We start from the raw sequence: 12979 nt of genomic DNA, 5'->3' as shown, positions 1-12979 counted from the left end.
ATTTGCATGACATAATGCGTTGAAAGACCTGCTACTTCTCGACTATTCTACTTCTATCGCATAAAAAAGCGTTCAACAATTATTTTGTTGAACGCATTTTTAAAACATTATTTATATCTTTTTAACAAATTCAGATTTCAATTTCATTGGTCCAAAGCCGTCTATTTTGCAATCAATATCGTGATCAGCATCTACTAGACGAATATTTTTCACTTTTGTACCCTGTTTTAAAACTGATGAGCTGCCTTTAACCTTTAAATCCTTAATAACTGTAACAGTATCCCCATCATTTAAAACATTTCCGTTAGCATCCTTGTACACTTTTACCTCTTCACTTTCAGTTTCTAACGTCCACTCATGTCCACACTCTGGACAAACTAAAAGCGGACCATCTTCATATGTGTATTCAGAATTACATTTAGGGCAATTTGGCAATGTTGTCATATTTATTAACCTCCGCAGAATTAACTATTATCATTCAATAGTATTCTCATTTTACAAACATAAATTAAATTTCATGTTTATATCCATAAAAAAGATTATAACCATGACAACCGGCCATTAGAAGTAGTGTTTTATTGGTAAATAACCACCATACTTGTCTTTTGAAATAAGTTTTCGATATAATCCCCACTGCATAACTTCTTTTTTTAACGGTTCAGAGCAAAAAAATTCTATTCGGCAGAACCAAATAAAACTCTTAATGCTTTTGGTAGATACCTTTTTTTATAAATAAATGAAATGAAGTTGAGAATGAAGGCAGGAATTTTTTTAGGGAAATATTGTTTAGAGTACATCTGGAAGTACGCTCTCTCTATATCATTCCATTGATTATCTTTTTCCTGTTGCATGAATCGAGCAACATCAATCACTTTGACTTCATCACTCGAAGTAAGAATGATATTTTTAAGGTGTATATCAGAGGGATTCAATCCTACTTCCTCCGCCAATTTTAAAGCCTTGCTTATCTCTTTAAACTTCTTCTCTGGAACAAAAATACCTCTTTGTAAACACTGAAATAATGTATAGCCCTCTATAAAATCAATGACGATATAATTATTACCATCATCATATAACGTTGGATAATATTCAATATGCTTCAATTTACGGTAAATAGTCGCTTCCTCAAAAGCTATTCTCTTTATGTGCGGAAAGTATACTTTTAAAGCTAAATCTTTATCTTTAATTTTAAATACATAGGCACTCCTGCCTGTACCAATTAGTATTAGATTTAGACTATATTTCACTAATCTTGGTTTGAGCCCATTCATTTCAATCTCTACACTATCCGCTAGAGCTTTATACGTTATCATAAACACCTCATTTTAAAATAAAATCCCCAAATCACATAAGTCCAAAACGATCTAGGCTTATTTGAAATGGGGACTTTCCTTATTAATATTAAGATATTAGACTCATTATACTATATACCTTTGGAGATTATTAAGATATCTGCTTTAGTGCAAGAAATATAAATAAAGAATACTTCGAATCAACAGTTTATTTGTTTTAAATAAAAAAGACTCTCCAGAGAGAGTCTTTCAGTTATAGGTTAGATTATTATGCTTTTTGAACGTTAGTAGCTTGAGGGCCACGTTGACCTTGTTCTACTTCAAACGTTACACTTTGACCTTCGTCTAAAGATTTGAAACCTTCGCCTTGAATTGCTGAGAAATGTACGAATACATCTTCCCCATCTTCACGTTCGATAAATCCAAAACCTTTTTCTGCATTAAACCATTTAACTTTACCTTGTTCCATGTTTGTTGCCTCCCAGTGTGTACATCACACAATGTATTACTATCCTTGCTCAAATCACCTTAGACGAAAAACAAAATCACTTCTAAATCTGTCTAGAACAAAAATAATTCTTCTTTATAGTAACATGTTTTTCAGGATTTGGCAATTTTTAGAATTGCAATGATGTACTTAATAATTTCACTCTTTATCTTCCCAGTTTTTCATAGTCTTAAACTTACAACGTGTTTTTGTTTACGCAACTCCACCCATCTTTGTTATAGAGCTCTCAAATACAAACAGATTAACTTATTATCCCAGCTTTAGATTTTCTTAATTTTTTATAAACAGGATAATAGTCTATTTTATTTATCTGCTCGTTCTTCTGATTGTTTACAAGCGATGTCAGAAATAGACAAGTACCTGTCTATTTTCATTATTTTTAGAAAATAATGAAAATACCGCAAGTTAACAAGCAGACCATAAGTATCTAACAGGTATGTTAGTTATTAAGAATCAAAAAATTATTATGCTAGTATATAATCATGAATTAAATGAGGTGACTATTATGAAAGAGACTATTGTAAATACAAACTTAAAAAGCATGATTAATATTGAAATCTTAAAGGCTGCAAAAGCTGTTGACACAACAACAGATTCTTCCGAATATTATTATAAAATTATGGAATATAAAAGAGCGAAGAAATTAAAAGAACTAAGATCCGAATTAAACAAAGGAAATGACTATGTCTTAGAAAAATTAAATCAATTATCCAGCAGAAACGCTTCTTTATATAAAAGTCAGCAAACAAGCTGACTTTTACTTTATCAATCACCATTTCTGTCAGCTTATAATACCCTGGGTCTTATCTTGTATTAAACCAGTAAAATTAATTCTTCATTGATATAAAATTTTTTATAAATTCACTCTCATTTGCAGATATCACATTTTTTAAATCCTTCGTTCGTAATACAAACTCTTTAACCCCTATAAATTCTGATTCTGCAATCAAGTAAAACTCTGTTCCTTTTTTAAAACCTTTAAACTGTTTATTTAATCTAAATACCTTCATAAAATGACCCCTAGCGATGAATTAGAATAAACATTTATTTAATCATATCCTAAAACTTCAAATCCAACTTTTTTATTATACATTATTCAATACTTTACAAACTTTTTCTACAACGAGTAATCTTTTCAAGGATTAATCTAAGAGAAAGTAACTGGATCCTATACATCTTAAGCAGGATGGGACATTACCCTGCCTTTAGTAATTGCTGATTTCATTGAATAAAATGCAAGAGAGAGCCAGTCTAAACCGGCTCTCTCTTTTCTTACCTATTTTTACATATCTAAATCTGTAAAGGCATATGGCACTAATTCTTTTAGAGTCAATTCTTTACATTCATTTTTAGCATTCGTTAAATAAACAGGCATGTCAGGTGGGCAAAATTCCACTAATACTTGTCTACAGATACTGCAAGGAGGAAGATAATCCTCTGTAGCCCCGGCAATCGCTATCGCTTGAAAATCTCCTTTTTTATACCCTTTCGTAATAGCCGTAAAAATAGCGGTTCTTTCTGCACAATTGGTTGCCCCAAATGAAACGTTTTCAACATTTACTCCATTGATAACGCTTCCGTCTTTTAGCAAAAGGGCAGCTCCCACAGGAAATTTAGAATACGGCATATACGCATTTGATTTTACTGCACGGGCACTTTCCATTAATGTTTCTTTATTTACCATCCTGATCATCTCCAACCATATTAAATTGAATAAAGACACTCGTTTCCTATATTATACCAAATTAGTAACTATATTTTCTTCTTGTCACTAAAATGATCCAAATTGCAGGCAATGTAAAAATGGCCATTCCAGCGAAAGAGAGTCCTGGAGAAATATCATATAAAAATCCGCCTGCCAATGTCAATATCGCTGTGCTAAAACTCATCGCAAAAGCTGAATATACTCCTTGCGCATTGGAATTTTGCTCTTTGGGCAACGAATTTGTTATATAGAGAATAAATGCATAGTGGGCTAACGCAAATGACAGTGCATGCAAACTCTGCGATAACATAAAGACCCATACATTAGGAAATATAAATATGAGCAGCCAACGTAAAGTCGAACCAATTGCGGCTATCAATAGTAACGAAGATGGTTGCCATTTTCTAAACAGATGATCAGCCTTTGCAAAGCAGATGATTTCAAAAAGCACAGCAATATTTATTATCATTCCAATATAATAGGTGTTCACACCTAGATCCTGTAAATAGATATACCCATAATTATAATAGGAAGCATGGGCACCCTGAAGTAAAAATACAATCAGCAAAACAATTGGAAAGCTTTTAATCTTCCATAAGCTGCTCATCTTCATGGAATTCTTACTATCTTGTTGAATCGGCTTCTCTAACAATATTGATGGTGTTGGTAACATATACTTGATAAGCATTATTGCAAGCATAAACATCATCGCCCATAAAATTGCTTTGTCTCCAAAATATCCGGTAACCATACTAATGATGAGCACAGAGACTATAAAACCAAGAGATCCATATGAACGAGCTTTTCCGTATGCTCCATCTCCTTGTTTCATTAGAATAACTGCCGTACTTTCCACCGCGGGTAACAAGGTTGGATAAAAGACACTAAAAATGAGAGTAACAACAAATAGTGAACTAAATGATGTCGAAGGAATATAAAGGAGTGTCCCCACTAATGAGCTAATTATTAACATAACAACAACTTTATGGGCGCTCCAATATTTAGAGGCAAGTGGATAAGCAAATAAAGCGGATATCCCCCGTATGACCAATCCAAATCCCATAATCAAACTTGCTTCTGAAACTGTTAATCCTTTCCCTTGGACAAGAAAGCCCGTCCAATAAGGGAGAAATATACCCCATGTCATAAAAAACATAAAAAAGTTCTGCGAAAACCAACGTGAATTGTTCATTCTTTTTCCCTCCATATTGATTGCATCATAGCATGTTCACCTATACAATAATGTGAGATATCTCATATTTTTAGTAATCTGGAGGAAAAAAGTGCAGTTTTTATCTGAACCCTTGCGTAGTCAATACATTGATTTATACAATATTCAATCTTATTTCAGCTTTTCGATTAAACCGTATATTCAAGTCCATCAATTTGAGCGTGGAGAATTCATATATAAAGAAGGTTCTATACCGGAATACTTATATCTTCTTGTCGAAGGAAAAGCGAAATTATATATTACTCATGAAAACGGGAAAGTATCTCTCCTAAATTTTATTGAAGCACCTTCCTTTGTAGGCGAACTCGAATTGTTAAATGCCGAGAAATATTCCATAGGAGTTCAAACATCAACAAAAGTCATTTGTTTTGCTATCCCTATGCATTCTTGTAAAGAAAAACTTTTGGAGGATCCTGTTTTCCTCAGGCACCTGTCTATATTTTTAAGCAAAAAGACGCATCTTCTCTCATTTAAATCTGTACAAACGCAAATTTATCCACTCGAAAATCGGTTGGCCTCATTTATTCTAATGTCAGCTGAAAATGATTTTTACAAAGAAAAACATACTGAAGTCAGTGAGTATTTAGGTGTCTCCTATCGCCACTTATTACATGTTCTATCACATTTCTGTAAAGCAAATCTTATAAATAAATATGAACGTGGCTATATTATTATAGATAAGGAACGGCTTCAGCAATTAGCTAAAATTGATTAATGATACGTATGTCCTATTCACTATCTAAATGAAAAAAGCTAATCTGATGATTAGCTTTTTTTATTAGATTAGCTTTAATAATTGACAGGCTTATTCCCCAGTTTTAGCGAACCGGTCGATGCGATCTCTTATCTCATCACGTACCCTTTGGAAGAATGCCCATTTTTCTTCCTCACTTTCTTCCGCTTTCGCCGGATCATCAAATCCTCAATGAACTCGTCTTACGCTTGGCGGCGTTACTGGGCAATGTGCATCTGCATGTCCACATAAAGTTAGGACCAAATCTGAATGATTTAAAATGTTCGGATCAATCATATCTGATGTGTGATTCGTTATGTCTATATTTACTTCCTGCATCGCTTTCACTGCATTTCTAATTTAAACCATTATATACTCGAGATAATCATGTAAAAAGAAACTCATTTATTCGATTTTTCACTTATTAAATATCATAATACTAAAATATCTACTAATAAAACAAAAATAGTACGAGTAAAAGGATGATAAAAAAAATATAATTTACACATTGAAACCAAATTATAAAAGAGAATTCCACAGATTTAACAAGGGAAGTCTCTTTTTCTTTACTTAGGATTTTATAGAATTATCTGGTTATCTTAAATATGTAAGCGATTTAGCTATAAGGTAAAAGTATTAGAAATAATACGTTTATTTTTATAAAAATATTGTGTTAGGAGTGTTCATCATGAATAATCAACATACTACTGATACAGAAAAGAATGGACAGTTTCCATGGATGGACAAGTCATTGTCACCACGTGAACGTGCTGAAAAGCTTGTAGCTGCTATGACATTGGAGCAAAAAATTGCCCAGCTTCACGGCGCGATGAATACGATTAATATTTATGACATGCCATCTATGGATGAGATGAATGCCATGAGCCCTGAGGAACAAGATCAACTTATGGCCCAAATCCAGGTACAGCGCCATGTAAAAGGTATTGATGAGTTAGGAATCCCACGTTTTCGTATTACTAACGGCCCTGTAGGCGTTGGAATGGGCGACGGACACCCAAGCCCGCCTGCTACAGCTTTGCCAATGACGATTGGACTTGCGGCAGGCTTTGATCCAGAGCTAGCGCGTGAGTATGGAGATATCATTGGTTCAGAAACAGCTACGCTTGGTCAGCATGTTCTAGAAGGACCAGGTGTTTGCTTACACAGAACGCCAATTGCTGGACGTAACTTTGAATATTTCTCTGAAGATCCATACCTTTCTGGCGTAATGGGCGTTGAGGTTACGAAAGCGATTCAAGACCATGATGTTATCGCCATGGGTAAGCATTATGCTGTTAACGACCAGGAGTATGAGCGCTTCCGCACAAGTGTTGAATTGGATGAACACGTATTGCGCGAGCTTTACCTACTTCCTTTTGAAATGTTAGTTAAAGACGGGGATATCGCGGCAATGATGAGTGCCTACAACCGCGTCCGTGGTGTATATGCAACTGAAAGCCGCTATCTCCTCAATGATATCCTTCGTGACGAGTGGGGCTTCCAAGGATATGTTCAATCTGATTTCTGGTCTTGCCGTTCTGCAGCCGCTTCTTTGAACGCTGGTATGGACCATGAGATGCCAGATGCTAAATGGTTGAACGAGACGAATGTCAAGAATGCCCTTCAAGACACTAGTCTTGAGATTGAAACGGTTGACCGTGCATTGGTTCGCCGCTATACGCAAATGTTCCGTTTCGGTCAATTCGAGCGCCCTTACAACCCAGGTGAGATTGATGCAAAAGGTCATGGTGCTAGATCTCGCAAAATCGGTTCCCAGACCGCTGTTCTTCTGAAAAATGAAGGCGAAATGCTGCCACTTGATCCAAAAGCTTATGACTCCATCGTAATCATTGGTCAATCTGAGTACGTTGATGATGCCTGCAATGGTGGGGGTGGTTCTTCAAAGGTTACTCCGCTCTACACGGTACCACCGGTAGAAGGCATGCAAAGTGTCCTTAAAGGTCTTGGTTCACACACGTCAGTCAGCAAGGTTACTGTCGCAAAAGATCTTTCAAACCTTGACGAAGCCAAAGAAGCTGCTGCTAAAGCTGATATGGTTATTCTAATGGCCGGCTTAGTTGCCTCTGAAGGTTTTGATTTACCAAGTCCAAACATGCTAAATGATCAGAATCGTATGATCGACGAACTATTGGATATCAACCCGCAAACGGTTGTAGTCATGAAAGACAGCAGCCCTGTCATGATGCCATGGATCCACAAGGCTAAAGCAGTTCTTGAGGCATGGAACCAAGGTACTGAAGATGGTCACGTCGTAGCCGATTTACTCTTTGGCGTTGTAAATCCATCCGGTAAAGTTCCTACCACATACGCAGCTTCTGAGGATGATCTTTTATACGCAGGCAGACCTGAGCGCTATCCTGGTACAGATGAAGGCAATGGATTCCCGGTTATCCGATATTCTGAGGGCCTTAACATGGGCTATCGTTGGTTCCAGTCCCAAGGAATTAAGCCATTATTCCCGTTTGGATACGGTCTATCCTACACAACCTTTGAGCTTTCCAGATTCTCAGTAACACCATCACAAACAGATGGAAAATCCCCTATCACGGTAAAAGTGAACGTAACCAACACAGGAAAAGTTGCTGGAGCTGAGGTTGTTCAAGTATATCTAGGTATTCCTGTCCAAGGACAGCCACCTAAGCGTCTTGTTGGTTTCCAAAAAGTTTATTTAGAGCCTAATGAGTCACGTGAAGTTAGCATCACGATTGACCCAACTGCCACGAACCATCCAATGGGTGTATGGGACTACTACGAACACGATTTCATGGTGAAACCTGGCGAGTACACTGTATATCTTGGTACATCCAGCGAAGATACTCCTTACAAAGAAACAGTAATTGTTGAATAAGTAATATTAATTAATAGCTAGAAGGATTGAATCAATAATAAGATTCAATCCTTTTTACGTGCATTAAAATATGTTTTCCAATTGGAAGTACTCTATTAAAGGCTTTGTTCTTCCTTCGTTATGCCAATTATGATAGTCTTTGAAAACTTTCTTTGGGTCATTATTAGCCCTTTCTTCAACCAAATATTGCAAGAAAGCTGCACCAGTAATCGTACATAATACTTGTTAAACTCCCTCGATGACTGTCACTTCCAAACTACTCTAAGGAATAGTTACCATATCTGTGCTTAAACAGATCCATCAATTTTATCTCTATATTTGTTTAAAAGATTTTTCAAATAGAAATAAAAAATCTTCTTATTAATTTATTTATTTGAGAGAAAAGCAAGCGTTAAAATTATAATGTGGAAGAAAGTAGTGATTGGCGGTCTCCTTGCCCAATTCAGAGCGTAATAATCTGTTTGGAAGTCCCCCCTATTACTGGATGAGGAAATATTAGAAGATGTCCACGTGACGAATAAATAGAGCTAAAAACGGGGTAGAATATGGTAGAATATTTGATAAAAAATCCCTTACAAGTAGGCAAGGTTAAATTAGGGATTATTCAAGCGCTATGCTATACTTAGCCTACCATTTGCTATTACTGTTTCATTCGTTTGTTGCACAAGCTTTATTCATTTATTGAATAAGGCTTTTTTTATTGACCATTAAATTGATTTAAAACAAAAATAGACCCTACAAATGTAGGGTCTATCATTAGCTTTTATTAAGCTTTTTGAACGTTTGTAGCTTGTGGGCCACGTTGTCCTTGTTCTACTTCAAACGTTACACTTTGACCTTCGTCTAAAGATTTGAAACCATCGCTTTGGATTGCTGAGAAATGTACGAATACGTCTTCTCCGCCTTCACGTTCGATAAATCCAAAACCTTTTTCTGCATTAAACCATTTCACTTTACCTTGTTCCATAATTGTTGCCTCCTAGTGTGGATGTCCACACAATGTATTACTATCCTTGCTCAAATACCTTAGACGAAAATCAAAACTGCTTCTCAATCTGAAACCGAACAAAAATAATTCTTCTTTAGAATAACAGATATATTTAGAAATAGCAAAGAATAAGATTAAACCGTCCATTAATACCTGTGAACTTCTACTATTGCCACCACAACTAATAGTAGATTTTTAATAAACAAGAATGATTTAACTTATGAAATTTTTGATTATCTACCCTGAAATAGCAAAGGGAAGGATAATAATACTATATAGTAAAAAGGATGCTAGGTTAAAGTCGTAAAATCCCTCGTTCTGTACCCAGGCCAGTAAAAAAGACCTGCTAAAGCAGGTCAATGGTTTCAGATATTCAAGTGTTTGGAATCCCAAACTCCTGATTCTACTAATTTATCCTTCCCTTTATACGCAAAGAGAACGGCAAGAATATTGATGACTAACATGATCAGGATGGCGTACAGTCCTGCCGTATAGCTTCCTGTGAATTGAAATATATATCCATAAGCAGGAAGGGCCACAATAGAAGCGACTGCTAATCCTAAAGAAGCTGTGGAGTAAATTTGGCTGTACTCTTTGTTTCCAAATAAACTTTGCGTCAACGCAGGTGCTAATGTGCCGATTCCGCAGGTCACAAAGGCAAAAAGGACGAGCGAAACGAAAATCATAGCCGAGCTGGATGAAGCCAACAATAAAAGGGAAACGGAAACCATCCCCAACACCATCGTGAATATGGTGGTATTTTTCGAACCTATTTTGTCATTTAAAATCCCGACCACAAGTGACCCCAGCACCACACCAAGCATATAGATACCCATAGCGCTTCCTGCGAACGATTGCGTATACCCCTTGCCAACTAGATAAGTCGGAAAGTGCATGGAAAAGCTGGCTATCGATGTGATCAAGAAGAAGAAAATGGCCAACCCATAAAAAGCAGATGATTTTTTCGCCACCGCCATGGTAACTCCTTCTTCTTGCGTTTGTTCTGTTTGGTCTGTTGAGTCTTTCCCTATCTCAGCTGTTCCGTATGGATATAACCCTTTTGCTGGAGACAAGGTTTTAATCAGGAGAAGAACGATTGGGACCACGATGACAATAGCCGCGACTCCGACTGCCACATACGAGTATCTCCACCCATGACTCACAATTAAATTTCCGATCATCGGCTGAGCGACGGCCCCAATCAGACCGCCAGTTGCTGTCAGGATACCAAGCGCCAACCCGTTCCTTTTTTTAAACCATTGGTTGATCAGGACAGGTCCAGCAATCACGGTGATAAAGACACCTCCAACAGCCAACGGAACCGCAAATACATACCATCCCCATACTGAATTCATCATGCTGAACACCACATAAGAACCTGCTTGCAAAAAGATTGCCAAAATCAAGAGCAACCGAATATCGTACTTGGCCATCAATTTTCCCCCAAAAGGAAGAAATAACATGGTGACCACAGCCGATACACTTAAATATAAAGTCAAGTTCCCAAGCCCAATATCCAAGTCTTTTGAAATAGGCGTTAAGAAAAGGCTTGCGGAGTTATTTACCGCCCCTTTCCCGATACCGACAATTATACAAAGCCCCGCCAGTATCCACCAGGCATAATGAATTTTTTTCTTACTAGTCATACAAATCCCCCTTAGTTGTCTGTAACGAGGAAGCCTAATGCTTCCTCCAATCCCGCCTCACGCAATATAGTGGTTCCCCCGTAAACCACCATGGTTTGCCCCAAGATATGATCGAAATCACTGCTCGCTGATAAACCGATTGAAGCATAAAGAATTAAAATGCTCACATCAATGAATATGTATAATAAATGCGCTTTTCTTTTTCCTAGGATCCAATCCCTTAAAGCTCTCGGTCACCTCCAAACGACCGACAGATACAAATTTTAACACTATTCCCAAAAATAAGACACAAAATTACTAAATATTTCAATTGATACCTTTTTGAATTACTACATATTACAGCACTCTCAAACTCAAGTAAGAGCATCTTCGATATGCGGAACGCTCCTTCTCATCTCTTCATCCAGACTGTTTTATCGCCCTTCGATATCCTCAAACATTTTTTCGCAAATTCAATCGCTTCCCCGCTCATCAACTCAGGGTTTGTAAGGGATGCATTGGTACCTAGCTTCATTCATTTAAGAATTTCAAAAAGCCTAATAATTACCCCAGCTCTAAGTACATTCTCTTAAACAATGAATAAGATAATTTTATAAGATGTGAAGGGATTGAGAAAAATGTATTATGTTCCTTATATATATCCATATCCGTATCCTTATTATATGAATATACCAAGGTATAACTATTCTCGACATTCCGTTTACAGGACGTTTCCTAATGAGATAGATTATGGTAACAGATTTGATTCTTTTCATTCTTCCCATGCTAACGAAAGGGTTATGTTGAAAGATAATGGACCGGGACCATATGTTGTTGATATCAATAAAGCAACAAAGCAAAACAATACGTATCGCACTGCATTATGGACAGGAACACATTTACAAGTAACTTTAATGAGTCTCAATGTTGGGGAAGATATCGGTTTGGAGATTCACCCTGAAGTTGATCAATTCTTACGTATTGAAAAAGGGAAGGGAATTGTTCAAATGGGCAAAACTAAAGGAGATTTAAACTTTAAAAGAAATATCTATGATGACTCAGCAATCATGATACCTGCTGGAACATGGCACAATGTGACCAATACTGGTACTATTCCGTTAAAACTATATTCCATATATGCTCCACCCAACCATCCAAATGGCACTGTTCATATGACCAAAGCAGATGCTTTATCTATTGAAGAAGGCTAGGTTTCAACAACTTTATCCCTCTATGCCATAGCTAAATAAGGTGACCGTGTAACCACCACCTATTTCTCCTAATCCATAATAAGAACAGTAATATAGTAATAATCACTCCATATTCTAAATATTTAAGAAAGGACCAAAGAATGGGAAGCATAAACGGATATGAATCAGAAACCACCTTCTTTTAATTACACTGGATCTTGCATATTATAAAAACAGAAAACAGTCCTTTTGCAGACAAACTGATTTAAATTAGGGATTATGCAAGCACTGTGCTATACTTAGCCTACCATTTGCTATTACAGTTTCATTCGTTTGTTGCAAGCTTTATTCATTTATTGAATAAGGCTTTTTTTATTGACCACCAAAATTGATTAAAAACAAAAATAGACCCTACAAATGTAGGGTCTATTTTTAGCTGTTATTAAGCTTTTTGAACGTTTGTAGCTTGTGGGCCACGTTGTCCTTGTTCTACTTCAAACGTTACACTTTGACCTTCGTCTAAAGATTTGAAACCGTCGCTTTGGATTGCTGAGAAATGTACGAATACGTCTTCTCCGCCTTCACGTTCGATAAATCCAAAACCTTTTTCTGCATTAAACCATTTCACTTTACCTTGTTCCATAATTGTTGCCTCCTAGTGTGGATGTCCACACAATGTGTTACTATCCCTGCTCAAATACCTTAGACGAAAATCAAAAACGCTTCTCAATCTGAAACCGAACAAAAATAATTCTTCTTTAGAATAACAGGTAATTCCAATAATAGCAAACCATACGACCTCACCTTCATAATTGGATGTTTATCTTTGATTGTTAGA

At 36.5% G+C, this 12979-nt stretch carries 13 protein-coding genes and 1 pseudogene; 4 read left to right on the top strand and 10 right to left on the bottom strand.

Annotated elements, in window-relative coordinates; genetic code table 11:
- Positions 1 to 111: 111 nt before the first annotated feature.
- The 3 genes from AC4G3L_RS07590 to AC4G3L_RS07580 form a co-directional block, all read right to left on the bottom strand.
- Complete coding sequence (locus AC4G3L_RS07590; protein ID WP_491076358.1) at positions 112 to 444, bottom strand: zinc ribbon domain-containing protein YjdM; 333 nt, start codon at positions 442 to 444, stop codon at positions 112 to 114.
- A gap of 230 nt (positions 445 to 674) precedes the next feature.
- Positions 675 to 1313: a protein kinase domain-containing protein gene (locus tag AC4G3L_RS07585; RefSeq protein ID WP_491076357.1), complete on the bottom strand. Its 639-nt coding sequence runs from the start codon at positions 1311 to 1313 to the stop codon at positions 675 to 677.
- A 247-nt stretch (positions 1314 to 1560) separates the two neighbouring features.
- Positions 1561 to 1761, bottom strand: coding sequence for a cold-shock protein (locus AC4G3L_RS07580; RefSeq protein ID WP_491076356.1), 201 nt, complete (start codon positions 1759 to 1761; stop codon positions 1561 to 1563).
- 544 nt (positions 1762 to 2305) lie between these two features.
- Here AC4G3L_RS07580 and AC4G3L_RS07575 point away from each other — a divergent pair.
- A complete protein-coding gene (locus tag AC4G3L_RS07575) occupies positions 2306 to 2554 on the top strand; it encodes a hypothetical protein (protein WP_491076355.1) in 249 nt (82 codons plus the stop codon).
- A gap of 73 nt (positions 2555 to 2627) precedes the next feature.
- Here the strand turns inward: AC4G3L_RS07575 and AC4G3L_RS07570 are convergent, their stop codons facing one another.
- From AC4G3L_RS07570 to AC4G3L_RS07560, 3 genes are all read right to left on the bottom strand, one after another.
- The gene (locus AC4G3L_RS07570) at positions 2628 to 2810 is read right to left on the bottom strand and encodes a hypothetical protein (RefSeq protein WP_491076354.1); all 183 of its coding nucleotides are present in this window, start codon (positions 2808 to 2810) and stop codon (positions 2628 to 2630) included.
- A gap of 272 nt (positions 2811 to 3082) precedes the next feature.
- Entirely contained in the window at positions 3083 to 3484 is a 402-nt protein-coding gene (locus AC4G3L_RS07565; protein ID WP_491076353.1) for a cytidine deaminase, read from the bottom strand.
- 61 nt (positions 3485 to 3545) lie between these two features.
- On the bottom strand, positions 3546 to 4697 hold the full coding sequence (locus tag AC4G3L_RS07560) for an MFS transporter (protein ID WP_491076352.1): 1152 nt from the start codon (positions 4695 to 4697) through the stop codon (positions 3546 to 3548).
- Positions 4698 to 4788: 91 nt separating this feature from the next.
- Between AC4G3L_RS07560 and yeiL the strand changes: the two genes are divergently transcribed.
- Entirely contained in the window at positions 4789 to 5451 is a 663-nt protein-coding gene (yeiL, locus tag AC4G3L_RS07555) for a transcriptional regulator YeiL (protein WP_491076351.1), read from the top strand.
- Positions 5452 to 5541: 90 nt separating this feature from the next.
- On the opposite strand, the pseudogene AC4G3L_RS07550 reads toward yeiL, so the two are convergent.
- Positions 5542 to 5823 (bottom strand): annotated as a pseudogene (locus tag AC4G3L_RS07550) (arsenate reductase/protein-tyrosine-phosphatase family protein); the annotation flags it as partial.
- Positions 5824 to 6157: 334 nt separating this feature from the next.
- Here AC4G3L_RS07550 and AC4G3L_RS07545 point away from each other — a divergent pair.
- Positions 6158 to 8338 (top strand): beta-glucosidase family protein, encoded by a 2181-nt coding sequence (locus AC4G3L_RS07545; protein WP_491076350.1) that lies wholly within the window; start codon positions 6158 to 6160, stop codon positions 8336 to 8338.
- A gap of 766 nt (positions 8339 to 9104) precedes the next feature.
- Here AC4G3L_RS07545 and AC4G3L_RS07540 read toward each other — a convergent pair.
- Both AC4G3L_RS07540 and AC4G3L_RS07535 read right to left on the bottom strand, forming a co-directional pair.
- Entirely contained in the window at positions 9105 to 9305 is a 201-nt protein-coding gene (locus AC4G3L_RS07540) for a cold-shock protein (RefSeq protein ID WP_491076348.1), read from the bottom strand.
- Between the two features lie 386 nt (positions 9306 to 9691).
- Positions 9692 to 10972 (bottom strand): MFS transporter, encoded by a 1281-nt coding sequence (locus AC4G3L_RS07535; RefSeq protein WP_491076349.1) that lies wholly within the window; start codon positions 10970 to 10972, stop codon positions 9692 to 9694.
- A 617-nt stretch (positions 10973 to 11589) separates the two neighbouring features.
- Between AC4G3L_RS07535 and AC4G3L_RS07530 the strand changes: the two genes are divergently transcribed.
- On the top strand, positions 11590 to 12162 hold the full coding sequence (locus tag AC4G3L_RS07530; RefSeq protein WP_491077162.1) for a cupin domain-containing protein: 573 nt from the start codon (positions 11590 to 11592) through the stop codon (positions 12160 to 12162).
- A gap of 421 nt (positions 12163 to 12583) precedes the next feature.
- On the opposite strand, the gene AC4G3L_RS07525 is transcribed toward AC4G3L_RS07530, so the two are convergent.
- The gene (locus AC4G3L_RS07525; protein ID WP_491076348.1) at positions 12584 to 12784 is read right to left on the bottom strand and encodes a cold-shock protein; all 201 of its coding nucleotides are present in this window, start codon (positions 12782 to 12784) and stop codon (positions 12584 to 12586) included.
- Between the last annotated feature and the right edge of the window lie 195 nt (positions 12785 to 12979).

This window comes from Bacillus sp. z33, from assembly GCF_058313615.1.
Note: the sequence above shows the minus strand (reverse complement) of the source record. Positions and strands in the feature narration are given on the sequence as shown.